Genomic DNA, 17,253 nt, shown 5'->3' with positions numbered 1-17,253 from the left:
CTTATAATTTATAGTTACTTCCAAAAATTATAAATGACAAACTATTAATTAACGAACATAAACAGCCGTTTTAAGACACTAAACGTCTATTAACAACTTTAAATATTATTGTAATTAGTACTTTGTTAGAAGAAATATTACAGGTAAAAATGTTAATTTTTTTAAAAAATAAAAAATGTTATTAAGTAGAATTATTTTTTAAACCTGATTTTATTAAAGAGTAAGAAAAGAAGTTAGATGATTAAAAAACACTGTGTTTTAAGACTTATTTAATCATTTTATTTACATTCATTTTATACACTTTGCCAATAGGAATGTTGTGTTCTCGAATACTTATTCTATTACCTTCAATTAAATCGATTTTATCTTTAGAAATAATAAACGATTTATGAACTTGCATAAATTGATTTTCGGGTAAAATGTTTGTAAATGATGATAAAGTTTGATGAGAAACAATCATCTTATCGATCATATGAATTTTTACATAATTCCCATAACCTTCAATAAAAAGAATATTATTTAAAGTTATTTGGCGATGCTTTTTATCATCTTTTATAAAAATTTTTGCATCCTTTAAAGAATCTTTTACTTGAAAAGAGTCTGACGATACTGCAGATAAATCGTACACTTTATTTACTGCTTTTACAAAACGTAAAAAGTTAAAAGGTTTTAATAGGTAATCAGAAATGTTTAGTTCATAACCTTCTAAAGCATACTCTTTATAAGCCGTTGTTATAATAATTTTAGGAGGATTAGATAACGTTTTTAAAAAATCTAATCCTGAAAGTTTAGGCATATTAATGTCTAAAAAAATAAGCTCAACCAAATTGTTATTTAAATATTCTATAGCTTCAAATGCATTAAAACAACTTTTTTGAAACGATAAATAAGAAAGATTATTAGCATAATCTTTTATAATATCATGCGATGCTGTTTCATCATCTACAATTATATATTTTATCATTTTTTAAGTATTTCTAGTGTTGCAGAATAGATATTGTTTTCTATTTTGTGTGATAAGTTGTATTTGTTAGGATACACTAATTCTAAACGTTCTTTTAAATTTTTTAATCCAATTCCTCTTGATTTTGAAGACTCATTTTTATCAAAATTATTTACAACCGAAAAATGAATTATTTCGTTATTCTCTTTTAACTCTACTTGTACAAAAGTGTCTTCTGTTAATTTTTCTACACCATGTTTAAAGGCGTTTTCTAATAAAATTATAAATAATAAAGGCGCAATTTTAGTATTTAAATTTTCAACATTTTTTACAAAGCTAATTTTAATTTCTTTATGATATCTAGAGGTTTGTAAATCTATAAAATTAGTTAAATAATTAATTTCTTCTCCTAAAATTACATTTTCTTTTCCGCTATCGTAAATAGTAAATCGCATTAAATCAGATAGTTTTAAGACGTAATTTTGCGCTGCATCTGGATCTTTTTTAATTAATGAGTATAAATTATTTAATGTGTTAAAAAAATGAGGATTTATCTGTTCTTTTAATAAAGACAATTCTGCTTTCGATTTTTCATTTTTTAATGTTCTAACAGCTTTCCATCTTTCAAAAAACCATGAAAAAACAATATAAAAAATAAATGAAATTAAAAGAAAAACTAACAAATCTACTAACCATATATTATAATTTATTACCCAGAAACTATCTCCGTTTTCATCAATTTTACTTGCCAGAGTAATACTAACAATTAGAACAATTATGGTTAATCCATAAAAAATATTCTTATAAACAGGTTTTGTCCAATTCGTTTTTAGTTTACCAGTTTCTAATAAATAGAAGAACAATATATATAGAATTGTACCGCCCAATAACATATTTATAATTATTGGAATTTCGTTCTGTAAGTCTTTAAAAACGAAACTTAATACTGCAAAAATAGCGGCAACAAAAGATGTGATGTAAAATCTTCTTTTTAATGTCATATTCAAAAATATTAAAGATTAATTAATTTGTTGTGATGAAATCAAATTATCCTCTAGATTTTTATCTAACCTAGTGTTGTTAGGATCAATTCCTACATAAATGGGTTCAAAATCTGTAATAATTTTAATTTTCATTTCATTATTATTAATTTGATGTGGTTTTAAATAAATAATATCTTTTTCACTATCTAATGCATTTGGATGTTTTTTAAAGATACCTATTTGTATTGGTTCATTAATATTAATTTCAATTTCTTCACCTAAAGAATTGGTTTCAAAACGTTTCGAATTTACAGTAACTTTAAGCTCAAATTTACCGTCTAACTTCTTTTTATAGGTAGCATTAGTAATTTTTAAATCGTAAGTTACAACATGTTTCATCCAATCATTTAATAATTTGTGATGTTCTTTTGGTATTACTTTATACAATTCTTCTATTAAGTTTAATGTAGTTGAAATTGGCTTGTTTTTGTAAGTATTAACAAGTTTTTTTAATACATTATTTAACTTTTTTCACCAATTAATTCTTTAATAGCAGACATGATAATAGCGCCTTTACTATATCCTAAATAAGCTTGATGATTACTTAAGTATAAAGAAGGTTCTGTTTCTGAGGCATAAGATCGTCCACTAAAATATTTGCTTATTGTACTTGCAGATAATTTGTTTACCATCGCTTTACCGTACATTTTTTCAAGAATAACACTTTCTGTATACTTTGCCAGAGATTCAGACAAAACCATATAACCTTCAACACGTTTTGGAGTTAATAAAAATCCCCACCATTGATGAGATATTTCGTGGATTAAAACTCTTGCAACAACATTAAACGAATCAGGATTTTCTACATTACGTTTAAATATTTTTTCATTGATGGTGATAACTCCTGGCATTGCTTGACCATTAGAACTCTCGTGGTTTGATGTTTCTACAATACGTAAATAATCATGCGGATATTTTCCGAAATTATCAGAACAATAATCAATTGTAGCTTTTGCAACTCTAATCATTTTATCTACATTTTGTGTATGATTAGGATGATGAAATAGTTCTAATTGAATTCCTTTATAGATTTCTTTTTTTACGGTATAACGAGCTGATAAATAAGCGATCATACTATTAATGGTATCAGAAGCTTTGTAGTGATAATAATTTCTATCATCTTTTTGCCACTGTTTTATTAAACTTCCCGATGAAATTGCTGTTTGATTTTTAGAAGTAGAAATAAGGGTTTCAAATTTTACATTCTCAAAATTAAATTTACTATCTAATTGCAAATAGCTGTCATTTACTTTTACACTATCTTTTTTTGGTAATCCTCGTTGTATACGTTCATAATTATATTCAATTTCATAATTGTTTACATATCCTAAAATCGGATTAAAATTTTGATTTTTAATGTAAGTTCCATTGGTATTAATTGTTTTGTTCGTTTCAAATCCTTTAACTTTTTTTCCATATTGTAAGTCATTTTAAGAGATCCTTCAGGAAGAAGTGGCGTATTCAATTCAAACAAATAAGTACCTAAATCAGAATCATGAAACACTTGTTTACTGCCTTCAATATTAATTGATTTTAAAGGTTGAGGAGCCGTAACAAAAATACTTTTCATAGGCTTTTTGGTCTTGTTTGCTATAATTGTATTTGATTGTACAAGGTATTTTTCCGAATCCGGATAAATATCAATATTCGTTTTTAAAGAGACTAATTGAGGAACAGCAAGGTCATCGTATTTTTTATACTTTCGTTCATATTGTTCGTTAAAATCAAGTCTTTCGTTACTCGTTACAAATTCGTTTACTACATTTAAGTTGTAATATGCATAACTACCAATTGTAACGAAAACAAGCACTAAACTTAGTAATTGTAGTTTCTCTTTTTTATTGAATACTGTCTTAATAATTTTCTTAAATCCAACAGATGTACCTCGTTTCCAAAACTTATTACTCAATACGATAAGTATCCCAGAAAAGGTTAACCAATACAATGCTAGTGTGCTAAATTTTGAAACATATTGACCATAACCAACAAAATCTGAATACGCTCTTGCCATACTTGGTAATTTGTTAAAAAAGAATAGTGGATGTTCTAAACCAAAGACACTTCTAGAAGTACTGAATAGTATTAAAATAATAGCAGAAATAATCATTCCTAAATATTTATTAGATACTAAGGTTTGAATAAATAAAGCAAAAACAGCGTATAATAAAATTTGAATTCCAGCAAAATAGAATAACGAAAAGTATTGCTCTAACTGAAAATCGTAGTAATTATTTGTTACTTGAAAAATTATTGATATTCCAATAGTCAACAAGATTAAAACAATAGGAATTATTGTAATTGATACGATTTTTGAAACATAAAACATACTATTTCTAGCTGGTGTTGCTTCAATAATTCCAGAAAAACGATGTTGTCTAGATTTCCAAATCAATTCGCTACTGTAAAAAACGATTAATAATAATCCAAGAATTGGCAATACTTCAATAGCTTGCCCAATAAATAAATCTGTTGTTGGGTAGCGACTTCCGTATATTTCCTTACTAGATATACTATAGTTAAATACCAATGAAAGTATAATGCACCATAACATCATAATTAATTTAAAAGGGATTCCACTAAGAATTATTTGTGCATCAAGCTTAACAACCGATTTAAGATTTATCAACATTGATTTAAATGAATTTATTGATATTTCCGTAGCCTTATATGTTGTATTACTACTTATATTTTCTTTAGATAAAATTTGTTTTTTTACCTTTTTCTGAACCGTTCTAAAAGAATATTTTTTGTAGGTGATCAGTAATAAAACGATGCTAAAACTTAACCAGATAATTCTATTCCAAAGAAAATTATTTGATAAAGACAATACCATCTCATTTTTTTCAAGCGGAGTTAAGAATTGTGTTTGCTCAAAAAATGCAGCCAATCCAACAGGATCTATGAGCGATGCTATGTCTAGTATTTCTTTTGATGCTAAAGATGAACCACCAAATAAAGGGGAGTTAATATAGAAGCCACAAATCCAATTAAGAGCTATAAAAACCAAAGCTGTAATATAAGTAACTATAGATTTTTTGGATAGTAAGGTTATAGAAAATATGATAGCTGTAGTTACAAATACATTTGGTAAAATAAGTAATAACCAAGGCCAAAAATAATGCGTAAAATTAAATTGATGTAAAGTTTCAGGATCTAAATTATTAATACAAGTACCAATAAATACACCCAACATAGCAACTGTGTTTAATAAAAGTATGATTAAAAAAACTCCTAAAAACCGACTTAAAAAGAAATTTATTTTTTTAATACCTGTGCTAAAAATTAGACCTTCAAAATTGAATAATTTATCACGAAGTGCTGCGTTTATACAGAGAAACACAGTAGCAAATGTTGATATAATACTTACAATGCCTGATAAAAAATTTAGATTAAAAGCATCATTATACATAGAACTGAATTCTAAATATTTAAAACCTTGATTGATTGCTAAAAAACCATAAGCAGTAAATAGAATAAATAAAACGATAAAAGATATTTGCTTACTATGAAATTTTAATTCGAATTGTAATAATTTCTTAATCATAATATTAAAGATTTTTTGATTAAGTGTAGCAAAATAAACATCTTCTAAATCTGCTTTGGTAGCTACAAATCCATTTTCTGGTTGTGTGTTTGCTAATACTCTAAGCTCTAGTTTACCCGAAGACAAACGAGAAGACAAAACATTAAATTTAGATTTATAAGAATCTAAATTTTCTTTCAAAATAGTTTTAGACCAAACTTTTCCATTAAGATTTGATATTAGTTCAGAAGGTTCACCTTGTGCTAGTAATTCGCCTTTTCCTAAAATTGCCATTTTGCTGCATAAGTTTTTTACATCTTCAACGATGTGAGTAGAGAGAATAACAATTACTTGTTCTCCAATATCACTTAATAAATTATGAAACCTATTTCGTTCTTCAGGATCTAATCCAGCAGTAGGTTCATCAACAATTATTAATTTAGGATTACCAAGTAATGCTTGAGCAATACCAAAACGCTGACGCATACCTCCAGAAAAAGTGCTAACTGCTTTTTTTCTAACTGCATATAAGTTGGTTTGATGAAGAAGCGCTTCAATTTGTTCTTTGCGTTTTTTGGTGTTTAAAACACCTTTTAAAATTGCTAAATGATCTAATAATTGAAGTGCAGATATTTTAGGATAAACACCAAATTCTTGTGGTAAATACCCAATTTGTTTTCTTATGTTCTGTGGATTATCAGTACTATTTATATCATTAAAGCGAATATTACCTTGTGTAGATTCTTGTAAAGTTGCCAAAGTTCGCATTAAAGACGATTTTCCAGCTCCATTAGGACCCAATAAACCAAACATTCCATTTGTAATAGTTAAGTTGATGTTTTTAAGTGCATTAACTCCGTTTGGGTATGTTTTACTTACGTTTTTAATTATGAGTGTATTCATACTATTATTTTTATATAGTGCGAACTTACTTTGAGTTTTAAAGAGTTGCTATTTATTTTTATCAACGTCTATTTTCATATTGCAAACGTCCTTAGTTAAATGGTAAAGTAACTTTACAAATCATAAACAATTGAATGTCATACACAAAACGAGGTTCGTCAAATTATTTATAAGAAGTAAGATTAGGGTTTTAGGTTTGTGTAAAATTATAAAACAAATAAAAATGAAAACACCTATTACAATTATCTTAATGGCATTGTCAATATTTTTTACAAATGCTCAAACTAGTTCAATTAAAAATTTACAAAAGTCTTTTGATGAGAGTACTCCTAAATCTATAGAAAAAAATAATGTTCCTGGAATTGCAGTTGCAATACTTAAAGAAGGTAAAGTAATTCTTAAAAAAGGATATGGTTATGCCAATGTTGATAAGAAACTTGAAGTAAATTCTAAAACAGGTTTCAATATCGGTTCTATATCAAAGATGTTTACAGCTTGGGGAGTTATGAAATTAGTAGAAGAAGGTAAACTTAATTTAGATGCTCCTGCTTCAAATTATATTTCAAATTGGAAATTGCCTTCTAGTGAGTTTAATTCAAATAAAGTAACTATTAGAAATTTATTACAGCATACTGCAGGTTTATCTGTACATGGTTATAATGGATATGAAGCTAAAAATGAATTAACATCAACTGTAAAATCTTTATCAGGTATTACAAATCCAGATGAAGCTGTAAAGTTAATTATGGAACCAGAAAGTAAGTTTAAATATTCTGGTGGAGGTTACACTATTTTACAATTAGTAATAGAAGAGGTGAGTGGTAAAACATTTGCAAATTATATGCAAAAAAACATTTTTAAACCTTTAAAAATGAAACAGACAAGTTTTATAATTAATAAACGTATTCTAAAAAAATCTGCAAAAGCGTATGATGAAAATGCAAAAGAAATTCCGTTAAGATTATTCAATGCACAAGCAGCAGCAGGTTTGCATACAACCTTAAATGATCTTATACTTTTTGCAAATGCTTCTTTTAGCAAGAATAAAGTTTTATCACAAAAAAGCATCAACCTTTTAATTACTCCAACAAAATTATCTAAAGGTAATTACGGAATGGGTTATATGGCTATGAATCGTTTTGGAGATTTTACTTTAAACGGTCATGGTGGTTCTAATGAAGGTTGGCATTCTGGTTTTATGCTTGATTTTGCATCAAAATCTGGAATTATTATACTTACAAACGGAGATGCTGGAAGAAATGTTCTATTTGGTAGTTTGCAAAATTGGGCGAAATGGCATTCTAATAATAAATAAAATTATCTGAATTTAATACAAGGATTATATAATTAATATAGTCCTTGTTTATTTCAAAAAATAATCTTAGTTATTTGGAGAAGACCTACAAACATTAAGTAAACATTTATTATTTTAATAAATTAAATATGTTTTATCTTTTCTAAATGAAGAATAACTTTTTCTTTATAGCTAGCACCAATTGGAATTTCTAGAGAGTTTACATCTATATCATTAGAAGAAAATGCAGTTATTTTTGAAGTATTTATAATATAAGAACGATGGATTCTTAAAAATTGGTAGGTTGATAGTTCTAGTTCCATTTCACCTAGTTTATATTTAGAAACAATAGAAGTATTATTTTCTAAATGAACTTTGATATAATCTTTAAAACTTTCTATATAAACGATATCTGCTAAATTTACTTTATGATGTTTATTTCCAGATTTGATTAAAATATAATCAGTAGTAATTGTTTCTCTTTGTACTGGTGCAACTTTACTTGTATTTTGCCAGAAAAATTTATCTATTGCTTTTACAAAACGTTCAAAAGTGACTGGTTTTAATAAATAATCTACTGTTTCCAATTCGTAACTTTCTAAAGCGTAATCTCTGTATGCAGTTGTAAATATTGTTTTTGGTGGATTCTTTAACGATTTTAAAAAATCAATTCCTGTTAAGTTTGGCATTTTAATATCTAAAAACATCAAATCGATTTCTTGAGTGTTTACAATTTCAAAAGCTTTTAATGCACTATTACAAGTTGCCACAACTTCTAATGAATCAATTTGAGAAATGTGTTTTTCTATTAATCTAATTGCTAAAGGCTCATCATCAACTATTAAACAGCGAGTTTTCATAAATTTTATTTATTGATTAGCTTAACAGTTACTGTAAATACTTTTTGTGAATTATCAATTAATAATTCAAACCTATTTGGATAAATCAAATTTAATTGTTTTTTTATATTCTCCAATCCAATTGAAGTTCTTTTTGTTAGTTCAGGTTTTGTTGCAACCGTATTAGAAATAACAAGCTTAAATTGAGTACTTGTATTGTACAAGTCAATGTCTATTTTTGGAGAACTACTGTCCTCGCCTGCTCCATGTTTAAAAGCATTTTCTACTAGTGATAGTAATATTAACGGTGCAATTTCTCCATCTTGTTCAATATAGTTATTGAAATTAATTTCTAAACGATCGTCATAACGTAACTTCTCTAATTCAATATAATTTTCTAACAACTCAATTTCTGATGTTAAAGACACATATTTTGTATTACAACGATATAAAACATAATCTAATATTTTAGATAACTTTTCAATTGATTTAGGCGTTTTTGGAGAATTCTCTATAGATAATACATAAATATTATTTAGTGTATTGAATAAAAAATGTGGATTTAATTGCGCCTTTAAAGTCTTTAATTCTGAAGCAATTTTTTCTGTTCTAGATAACAGTTCTTTTTCTTGGACTACCTTGAAATTTATAAAATACTTGACAGCAAGAAATATAAATATAATTGAATAAAGCGCTGGTACATAGTATAAAAACAAAAATTTTAATTGAATTATTATTTCTAATAATGTTTCCTGTTCAAATGGTGGAGTTCTTACCAAATTTTCACCAATATGAATAGTTAATACTCTGGCTAATACTGAAAAAAATAAGTACTAAAAACCATTAAAAACAATGAAATGGTATACTTTTTTTAGATAAAAATTTTTGAATTACAAAATACGTAACAAAATATGTAAATAAAATTTGAGGGATTAATACACAAATTTTATAGACCAACGTGCTTATATAGGGTTGCTCACTCTCAAGAACATTTTGAGGAATGGTTAATAAAATGATTGCAATCCAAAACAAAAAGTGTCTTTTAACTCCTTTATGCTGTATAGAATCAGCAACTTTTTTTATATAACTCATAATTGTATAATTGACCTAATAGTAAAGAAACTTCTGAGGTCTTTAAAAATAAAAATACTAAATTAAAAAATGTACACTCTTCTTTCCGGTATTAAGCTAATTGTTTCAATACTTTACTCCTTTTCTATTGCATAAGAATCTTGATAAATAAATTTCAACCCATGATAAATGCTTATTGCTGGAACTGTCCAATGATCTTCTTCCTCGAAATATTGTATTTTTAAATTTGGAGAAGTAAGACTTCTGTTTTGTAGCTTTGCAAAGAATAAATCTTGAGGTTTTCTATTCAACACAAACTTATCCCATGTTTTATGGCTATATGCTGATGATATATACATTTTCTTACTCTTTAAGGCTTCGGTCTTTACAGCATCCATTTTCTTTATAATAATTTGATTGTCCCACCAGAAGCTAGGATCTATTGCTAGGTAACTATCAAAAGTACTTTCTTTTGATAAATACGACAAGCCTGCAAGCAAGCCTCCGTAAGAATGCCCTATTAGCGTTTTGTAAGAATTTGTTCTGTATTTTTTTCAATAGTTACCAATAGTTCTTTCTCTAAAAATTTTAGAAAAGCAGTGCTTCCCCCACTTGTTTTTTGGTATTGAGGTTTTTGAGAACCATCAAGAAAAGTAATAGAATTAGTAGGTGTAAAATCACGTGTTCTATCTGTGTTGCTAATTGCTACAATAATCATTTCTGGAATATGACCATTATACCTACCTTGATTCATTTGATCAACAATTCCAGAAACCCCTTTAAAATGCTCATCACCATCTAATACAACTAAAATTGGATACTCTTTTAAACTCGTGTGATACGATTTAGGTAAACCAACTGTATACATTCTTTCTTCATTTAAAAATTTAGAATGCATTTTAAACTTAATTCCTATTTCGATTTTTTCTACTTCCTGTCCAAAACTTTTGAAAGAACCGACTCCAATACTTATAAAAAGAACAGCTAAAATAATTTTACGTATAAACATGGTTATTTGATTTTATTAATTTCAATAAATATAATTGACCCCAAAAGTATTAAACTATTAAAAGTTTAAATATGCCGTCGACAAAACCGCTTAAAAAATAGATAAATATGTTGTTTTTGATGATGAATATTTTTTGTTATTAATTTTACTATAAACAATCGATCGTAAAATAGATCTGTCTAACTTTTAATCTTTTTCGTTTCATATAATAAATACAGATAAAAGTGAATGTATGAATCTTAATTCTCTAAGTAATAGCATTTGGCAGTGTATTAATGCAGGCGCAAAAACCATCATGCTAAGACGAAAATGCTGGAAGAAATGTTTTATTTGGTAGTTTGCAAAATTGGGCAAAATGGCATTCAAAAAATAAATAGGATTATCTGAATTTATAAAAAAAGGACTGTATAATTAATACAGTCCTTTTTTATTGACTATCTATTTAAAACAAAGAACTTAATTATTCAAATTAAAACTCAAAGCACCAAATTCAATTCCGTTTATAATAATTGATATTTGATGCTCACCAATATGAAATTTACGCGTAGTAATTATTTTAAAAGATTGTTTTCTTTTAATTGATGTTGTAGAATTTTTATCATATACCTTTTCACTAATTTTAAACACTTTTTTTGCTAAGGTTCCGTTTGATTTTTGATAATACAAACCATATTCTAAACGAATTTTAGCAGCAATAATATCGGTATTTAAAAGATCAAATGAAAACGCTAAAGCTTCTCCAATTTTTACATCTGGAGTTTGAATTTTAAAACTGTTAATCTTTATCTTATCAACAGCACCAAAACCAAATAAAGTCATTATTTCTTGATTTCCTTGTTTTAACAAAGTTCTGCTGGCGTGTTTTAAAAGTTTGTCAACCTTAACCGTTTTTCCTCGCCAGTTTTTAACAATATCAATTACAACTGCTGGATTATCTTTTGAAATATCATTCAAATTATTCGCCACACTTCTGCGAACAGATTCTGAAACATCGTTTTTTAAATTCTCAAGAATTGGAAGAATTTCTGACGGATTGTTTTTTAAATCAGGAATCCCAATCCCCCAAGGCAATCTTGGTCTACAGCCTTCAGTAGCAAGTCTTTCTAACCATAGCGTGCTTATGATTAGACCACTCAAATAATTTCGGAATCATAGCTGCCGAATAATTAATTATAAACGGTCTTACTGCAAACTCACAACTTGTAAATTGTGTTATTCGCTCAAATGCTTTTACTGAAATTGTATAATTATCCAATCCGTAAACTTCAATAAAATCAGGAAAAAACATATATTCAATACTTTTTTCGCTGATATTATTTTTTTTAATTGATCAATTATTTTAAAAATAAGATTTACATTTTTCTCATAATCTTCAGATAAATGATTTTTTAAAACAACGGTAATATGTCGCATTCGTTGTTTTAACTCTTTGTTTTCCCAATCAGTATCAAAAATATGTTGTAGAAATGATTGCGTATCAAATTCAGGAATTACCTGTTCAATAATCTTAGTAAATTGATTAAAAAATTTTTGATTAAAAATGTTCTTAAATAACTCGGCCATTAATTTGAAGTAATTGTAAATTTAATTTAAGTGATAATATCCTAAAAATATTGCTTGTATTAACTTTTATCCTGATTTAATATTTTTTTCACTATTTGTGTACTTAAATAATCTGCTGCTTTTTAGTTATTTTTTAACTGTAAAATACTTGCCCTTATAATTTCTAAATATGGGTTGTATTTCCTCGATTTTGATGTTTTTTTGGAAACCTAATTATAATTTTTATGCTCCATTTTTTAATTAAAAACTACTCTTCAGTCAATTACAACTAAAATCTTCATATTTACGAATCTATTTTTCTAATGATTTAGCTACAAACTCAATCCAATCTTCTTTTTTAATTTCTTCATCTAAAAAATAATCAGGTTGTATCCCTTTTTCATCAATTGCCATTTCTGGAATCCTCATACTTCTTGATAAACCATATCCTAATTCAAATTTTCCACTCGGAAATGTTACAAAATGCATATTAGAAATATCTAGTACACCTTTTGTTGTTGAACCAAATAGTTTAACTTTTTTACTTTGTTTAGCATCTAATAAAAATTGTTCTGCTGTACTTCCGTTTTTACCATTAATAATGATACCAACTCTTTTAGGAAATTTATAAATAGTATCATATTTTATTTCATCAACCATGGTTGAGCTTAAATTAACAAAACTTCCTTTTTGCTTTTCTAGTTTATCAAATGATTGTTTAGCCCATTTTTTGCCATCCTGATCAAAACCCCATTTTGGGTTATTAATAAAATCAAGCATTCGCTGATTGTTTAATGTTGTTGATAAAAATTCTATACCTATCGATCTTATAGGATTGGTATATAAAAGAGGTAATAATTTACTATAGCTACTATCACTTCCTCCACCATTATTTCTAATATCAATAATTAAGTTTGGTGTTTTTAATATTGTTTTTTTATGTTTTAAAATAACACTATCTATCGTTTTTCTTACAGAACCACTAAATGTTGAAATCCTTAGATATACAGTTTGTTTATTAATAGTTTTAAAATAAATTTCTGGTAGTTTTCTGTTTTCTTTCTTAGTGTTAAGTTTTGACTTATTTATATTTTTTATTTTTAAATGCCCTGAGCGGAAAAAAGCAAGCCATTCTGCCATTAATTTTTGGCAATCATTAATATTTGTAACACTTGCAGTTTTTTTGATAAAAACTTTATTATGCATTTCGTAAGCTTGTTCTCCTTTTTTGCTAATTGCATATGAAAAACCGGCATCATTTTTTTCAAAAGTTGTTTTTAACCAATTAAAATTAGATGTACAATTACAATTTTGAGAAAAGAGTAATGTTGGTAAGCAAAAGAGTAATATTAAAACTGTTTTTTTCATTACGATACTATTTTATGAATTTCTTTATCTGTTAAATGCTGAACATTTTTTGTGATTTTTTCAATATCCCAATTCCACCATTTTAGTTTTAAAAGTTGTGCTATTTTTTCATCAGAAAAGCGTTTTTTAATCTCTTTTGCTGGATTTCCTCCAACAATTGTATACGGAGGAACGTCTTTTACAACAGTTGCATTAGTAGCGATGATAGCACCATCGCCAATAGTTACACCAGCCATAATTGTTGCATTGTAACCAATCCAAACATCGTTACCAATGTTAATATTTCCTTTTTGCGGATAGGTTTTTCCTTCCATCGCATTTTCCCAACCGTTTCCAAAAATAGCAAACGGATAAGTAGAAATACTATCAGTTAAATGATTTGCTCCATTCATAATAAATTTAACATCAGAAGCTATCATACAAAACTTACCAATAATTAATTTATCGCCAGTAAAATCGAAATGATATTTTACATTTTTCTCAAAATTTTCTACGTTTTCAAAATCATCATAATAGGTATAATCACCCACAATGATATTCGGATTTTTAATGATGTTTTTTAAAAAACAAAGTCTATCGTAATTAGCAAGTGGAAATTTTTGATTTGTATCTGGTCCGTTCATTATTATTTTATTTAATTAATTGCAGTGCTTCAAAAGTAATTTCCTTTCGAGCTTTTACAAATAAATTTATATCTGTGTCTTTATTAGGTTCTATATTTGTTGCGAAAAAATAGATGTTTTTATTTTTTTCGAGATAACCAACAAACCATCCGTTTCTTTTATTACTTCTAACAGATAATCCTGTTTTTCCTCTTAGTTTAAAATTTTCTTGTCCATTTACAAGCATCATTTTTTTCATAATAACTTCTGTTCGCTTAGAAATAGGAAGCTTCGATTCATAAAGTCGTTTTAAGAAATCGATTTGTTCAAATTGGTTGATTTTAGAGTTGCCTTCTAACCAAAAATTATCAATTGTAGATACATCGAATTTCATGTTTCCAAATTGTAATTTTTCTAATAGAGTTTTCATTTTATTTACTCCAACTGCTCTTGCTATTTCTTGATAACAGGGCACACAAGAATAATGAAACGCTTGTTTTAAAACTAAATCTTGTTCCCAAACTTTATAAGCTCTTTTTTCTCCATTCCAAGTAAATAAGGTGCTATCATTTTTAACAACACCAAGTTCTAAAGCAATTATAGAGTTCGGAATTTTAAATGTAGAAGCAGGTAAAAAACCAATTGTTGCCCAATCAAAATCATTAGAATAATATGTTTCTTTTTTAAAATCATAAATTAATACCGATCCTTTGACGTTTTTAGCATTTAAAATATTTTGAAATTCAGATTGTATTACTTTTTTGTTTTCTCTCTCTTTCTTTTTACAAGAAAAAAAGGTAAAAACTAGGATAAAGAAATATAGAGTTTTTTTCATTTTTTAAATACACCCATTTGCAGCAGTTAAAATGATAGGTTTTTTATCTGTAATTAAAATAGTATGTTCATGCTGCGCAACATAACCACCTTTATCGCCAACCAAAGTCCAACCATCATTAAGCTCTATTGCAATAGACGATTTTGTAGAAATAAAGGTTTCTATTGCTACTGTAGTATTTTTTTTAAAGCGTTCTTTATTACTTCTAACTCGGTAATTTAAAATGTTTTCTGGTTTTTCATGTAAGCTTCTTCCAACGCCATGACCTGCTAAGTTTTCAATAACTTTAAATCCTCTTTTTAGTGCTTCAGTTTCTATTATATGACCAATATCTGCAATTTTTACACCTTCTTTTGTATTCTTAATTGCATCCATTAAAATTTCTTTAGATGCGTTTACTAAAGGTTGATGTTTATAAATATCTTTTCCAAGCACAAAAGAGCTTCCGTTATCTGACCAGAAACCGTTTAACTCTGCAGAAACATCAATATTTATTATGTCGCCTTCTTTTAATACTTTATTTTTTGCTGGAATTCCGTGTGCTGCAACTTCATTTACACTAATACACGTGTATCCTGGAAATCCGTAGGTTTCAAAAGGAGCCGATTTTGCACCGTAATTTTTTAATAATTCTGCTCCATAATCGTCTAATTCTTTTGTTGACATTCCTACTTTTGCAAAATCTTTCATTTTTTTTAACGTTGTACCTACAGCTTCGCTAACTTTTTGCATTCCTACTAATTCTTCTTCTTTTGTTATCGACATTTTTTTGCTTTTTTTAAATTAGTTCAATATATGCTGATGTTCCTCCAGATAAATCTCCATTCAACCAATTCCATTCAAATTTTAACTCTAATTTATCTGATGTATTCTTTGAAATAATTCCTTTTGATTTACCAGCCTTAAGATTACCATCTTTAGTTAAACATTGAAATAACAGTTCTATTCTCGAATTGTCAACTTACTTACCAACTATAAAACCTTCTACTATTTCACCACCTTTATAAGTTCCTCTTATGGTATTTTTGATATTGTGAATAGTAAAAAACGGTTTCATTAGAAGACAGTCCCTTTTTATTTTCAACAGTTATAAATTTCTTATTATTTAAATTCATTTTTCTTTATTATTTATTACGCTAATAATTAATTTTAAGGCGTTTTTAGCTTCTTGCATAACAGGTAATAACGGCCAAATGTGTGGCATCTTTTCTCCAAAAATAACCTCAACCTCAACATTAGCTTTCTTCATTTTTTGAACCGCTAATTGTTGATCTGGATACGTAATATCATGCTCTGCTAAAAACAGAATTGTTTTCGGAAACTCATTAAAACTGCCGTAAAGAGGAGAAATTAACTCATTTTTTAAATCAATATCTCCTGCGCACATTTTCTTAGCACTTAGTACTCCTTTTTTTGATAACATCGGATCTTTTTTATCCACAATATCAATTTGTTTATTAGACATTGTTGCGTCCATTACTGGAGAAATAAGAATGATTTTTTTGGCACTATTTTTTTATATCGAATCAATCTTTGCGTTAAAGCCGCAACTAAAGTTCCACCAACAGAATCGCCAATTAATGTTATTTGATCTTCACTATACGTTTTTAATGCATGTTCATATACAGCATCAATGTTTTTTGAAATTTCTAAAATCTTATGCTCTGGAGCTTTTGGGTAATTACACATCCAAATTGTTAAGTTTGTTTGTTTAGATATTTCTTGTAAAGAATCCCAATGATGTTTTGCTGGTCCAGAAATAAAAGCACCTCCGTGAATAAATAGCAATAATTTATCTGATGAATGTGCTGGTTTAATTTCTGTAATTGATGTTTTATCTACTTTAAAGTTTCGTGTTTTTCTGTTTTTAAATAAATTATTTTTAGGATGGATTACGTTTTCTTTCCTAATTTTTAAATAATCTATAGGGTCTTTATTGAATTCTTTTTTTACTCCCTTTAGTTTTATAACCAATAATGTTAAATAATATGTGATACTTTTTTTCATTTTGTTATTAGGAGTTTGTTTGCAATTAGTAACATAAAGTTACTAATTATTACACGTATGGATAAAATTTAATGACGAATTGGTGTTTAAGTATAATAAACAGATAAAAACAGATGATAAACTCATTTTATCATCTGTTTTAAACAATTTGTTAACTTCTTCTAATCTATTTTGTAATCGAAAAAATTTCGGAAACTTCTTTACACTTTTTTTGATTACATAACTATTAATAGTTATAATGAAGTACTATTAATAAAATTATAAAGAAAAATCA

At 27.1% G+C, this 17,253-nt stretch carries 16 protein-coding genes and 1 pseudogene; 1 reads left to right on the top strand and 16 read right to left on the bottom strand.

Annotated features, from left to right (window positions below; translation table 11 throughout):
• Positions 1 to 265 precede the first annotated feature (265 nt).
• The 5 genes from N5A56_RS04460 to N5A56_RS17355 all read right to left on the bottom strand — a co-directional run bounded on the left by N5A56_RS04460 (position 266) and on the right by N5A56_RS17355 (position 6,412).
• Complete coding sequence (locus tag N5A56_RS04460; protein ID WP_265726200.1) at positions 266 to 964, bottom strand: LytR/AlgR family response regulator transcription factor; 699 nt, start codon at positions 962 to 964, stop codon at positions 266 to 268.
• Positions 961 to 1,944, bottom strand: coding sequence for a sensor histidine kinase (locus tag N5A56_RS04455; RefSeq protein WP_265726201.1), 984 nt, complete (start codon positions 1,942 to 1,944; stop codon positions 961 to 963). Before N5A56_RS04455 ends, N5A56_RS04460 begins: the two co-directional genes overlap by 4 nt.
• A gap of 18 nt (positions 1,945 to 1,962) precedes the next feature.
• Positions 1,963 to 2,373 carry a hypothetical protein gene (locus N5A56_RS04450; protein ID WP_274270212.1) on the bottom strand — a complete coding sequence of 137 codons (411 nt, stop codon included), beginning with the start codon at positions 2,371 to 2,373 and terminating at the stop codon, positions 1,963 to 1,965.
• 74 nt (positions 2,374 to 2,447) lie between these two features.
• The gene (locus N5A56_RS04445) at positions 2,448 to 3,221 is read right to left on the bottom strand and encodes a M1 family aminopeptidase (protein WP_274270211.1); all 774 of its coding nucleotides are present in this window, start codon (positions 3,219 to 3,221) and stop codon (positions 2,448 to 2,450) included.
• A gap of 92 nt (positions 3,222 to 3,313) precedes the next feature.
• Entirely contained in the window at positions 3,314 to 6,412 is a 3,099-nt protein-coding gene (locus tag N5A56_RS17355; RefSeq protein ID WP_337994748.1) for an ATP-binding cassette domain-containing protein, read from the bottom strand.
• A 223-nt stretch (positions 6,413 to 6,635) separates the two neighbouring features.
• Here N5A56_RS17355 and N5A56_RS04435 point away from each other — a divergent pair, with 223 nt between their 5' ends.
• Positions 6,636 to 7,727, top strand: a complete 1,092-nt coding sequence (locus tag N5A56_RS04435) for a serine hydrolase domain-containing protein (RefSeq protein WP_274270210.1) — start codon at positions 6,636 to 6,638, stop codon at positions 7,725 to 7,727.
• A 122-nt stretch (positions 7,728 to 7,849) separates the two neighbouring features.
• Here the strand turns inward: N5A56_RS04435 and N5A56_RS04430 are convergent, their stop codons facing one another.
• The 11 genes and pseudogenes from N5A56_RS04430 to N5A56_RS04385 all read right to left on the bottom strand — a co-directional run bounded on the left by N5A56_RS04430 (position 7,850) and on the right by N5A56_RS04385 (position 16,979).
• The gene (locus N5A56_RS04430) at positions 7,850 to 8,566 is read right to left on the bottom strand and encodes a LytR/AlgR family response regulator transcription factor (RefSeq protein WP_265726205.1); all 717 of its coding nucleotides are present in this window, start codon (positions 8,564 to 8,566) and stop codon (positions 7,850 to 7,852) included.
• Between the two features lie 5 nt (positions 8,567 to 8,571).
• Positions 8,572 to 9,324 (bottom strand): sensor histidine kinase, encoded by a 753-nt coding sequence (locus N5A56_RS04425; RefSeq protein WP_274270209.1) that lies wholly within the window; start codon positions 9,322 to 9,324, stop codon positions 8,572 to 8,574.
• Between the two features lie 426 nt (positions 9,325 to 9,750).
• A complete protein-coding gene (locus tag N5A56_RS04420; RefSeq protein WP_265726207.1) occupies positions 9,751 to 10,104 on the bottom strand; it encodes an alpha/beta hydrolase in 354 nt (117 codons plus the stop codon).
• Positions 10,105 to 10,136: 32 nt separating this feature from the next.
• On the bottom strand, positions 10,137 to 10,625 hold the full coding sequence (locus N5A56_RS04415; RefSeq protein WP_265726208.1) for an alpha/beta hydrolase: 489 nt from the start codon (positions 10,623 to 10,625) through the stop codon (positions 10,137 to 10,139).
• A 456-nt stretch (positions 10,626 to 11,081) separates the two neighbouring features.
• On the bottom strand, positions 11,082 to 11,762 hold the full coding sequence (locus N5A56_RS04410; protein WP_274270208.1) for a hypothetical protein: 681 nt from the start codon (positions 11,760 to 11,762) through the stop codon (positions 11,082 to 11,084).
• Between the two features lie 717 nt (positions 11,763 to 12,479).
• The gene (locus N5A56_RS04405; RefSeq protein WP_265726210.1) at positions 12,480 to 13,535 is read right to left on the bottom strand and encodes a S41 family peptidase; all 1,056 of its coding nucleotides are present in this window, start codon (positions 13,533 to 13,535) and stop codon (positions 12,480 to 12,482) included.
• Complete coding sequence (locus N5A56_RS04400; RefSeq protein ID WP_265726211.1) at positions 13,535 to 14,158, bottom strand: CatB-related O-acetyltransferase; 624 nt, start codon at positions 14,156 to 14,158, stop codon at positions 13,535 to 13,537. Before N5A56_RS04400 ends, N5A56_RS04405 begins: the two co-directional genes overlap by 1 nt.
• Positions 14,159 to 14,165: 7 nt before the next feature.
• A complete protein-coding gene (gene blaOXA / locus N5A56_RS04395) occupies positions 14,166 to 14,972 on the bottom strand; it encodes a class D beta-lactamase (RefSeq protein ID WP_265726212.1) in 807 nt (268 codons plus the stop codon).
• Between the two features lie 3 nt (positions 14,973 to 14,975).
• Entirely contained in the window at positions 14,976 to 15,737 is a 762-nt protein-coding gene (map, locus tag N5A56_RS04390) for a type I methionyl aminopeptidase (RefSeq protein ID WP_265726213.1), read from the bottom strand.
• 13 nt (positions 15,738 to 15,750) lie between these two features.
• Entirely contained in the window at positions 15,751 to 15,912 is a 162-nt protein-coding gene (locus tag N5A56_RS17805) for an avidin-fold protein (RefSeq protein WP_476445305.1), read from the bottom strand.
• 171 nt (positions 15,913 to 16,083) lie between these two features.
• Positions 16,084 to 16,979: pseudogene (locus tag N5A56_RS04385) on the bottom strand (alpha/beta hydrolase fold domain-containing protein).
• Positions 16,980 to 17,253 lie beyond the last annotated feature (274 nt).

The sequence above is a fragment of the Polaribacter ponticola genome, assembly GCF_026191475.2.
In the GTDB taxonomy this organism is placed as follows: domain Bacteria; phylum Bacteroidota; class Bacteroidia; order Flavobacteriales; family Flavobacteriaceae; genus Polaribacter; species Polaribacter ponticola.
This window is presented reverse-complemented; position numbering and strand designations above follow the sequence as displayed.

What these genes read in the sequence shown, in the direction of transcription:
- N5A56_RS04460 (WP_265726200.1), bottom strand. Translation starts at nt 964, where the DNA reads ATGATAAAATATATAATTGTAGATGATGAAACAGCATCGCATGATATT.
- N5A56_RS04455 (WP_265726201.1), bottom strand. Translation starts at nt 1,944, where the DNA reads ATGACATTAAAAAGAAGATTTTACATCACATCTTTTGTTGCCGCTATT.
- N5A56_RS17355 (WP_337994748.1), bottom strand. Translation starts at nt 6,412, where the DNA reads ATGAATACACTCATAATTAAAAACGTAAGTAAAACATACCCAAACGGA.
- N5A56_RS04435 (WP_274270210.1), top strand. Translation starts at nt 6,636, where the DNA reads ATGAAAACACCTATTACAATTATCTTAATGGCATTGTCAATATTTTTT.
- N5A56_RS04430 (WP_265726205.1), bottom strand. Translation starts at nt 8,566, where the DNA reads ATGAAAACTCGCTGTTTAATAGTTGATGATGAGCCTTTAGCAATTAGA.
- N5A56_RS04415 (WP_265726208.1), bottom strand. Translation starts at nt 10,625, where the DNA reads ATGTTTATACGTAAAATTATTTTAGCTGTTCTTTTTATAAGTATTGGA.
- N5A56_RS04405 (WP_265726210.1), bottom strand. Translation starts at nt 13,535, where the DNA reads ATGAAAAAAACAGTTTTAATATTACTCTTTTGCTTACCAACATTACTC.
- N5A56_RS04400 (WP_265726211.1), bottom strand. Translation starts at nt 14,158, where the DNA reads ATGAACGGACCAGATACAAATCAAAAATTTCCACTTGCTAATTACGAT.
- blaOXA (WP_265726212.1), bottom strand. Translation starts at nt 14,972, where the DNA reads ATGAAAAAAACTCTATATTTCTTTATCCTAGTTTTTACCTTTTTTTCT.
- map (WP_265726213.1), bottom strand. Translation starts at nt 15,737, where the DNA reads ATGTCGATAACAAAAGAAGAAGAATTAGTAGGAATGCAAAAAGTTAGC.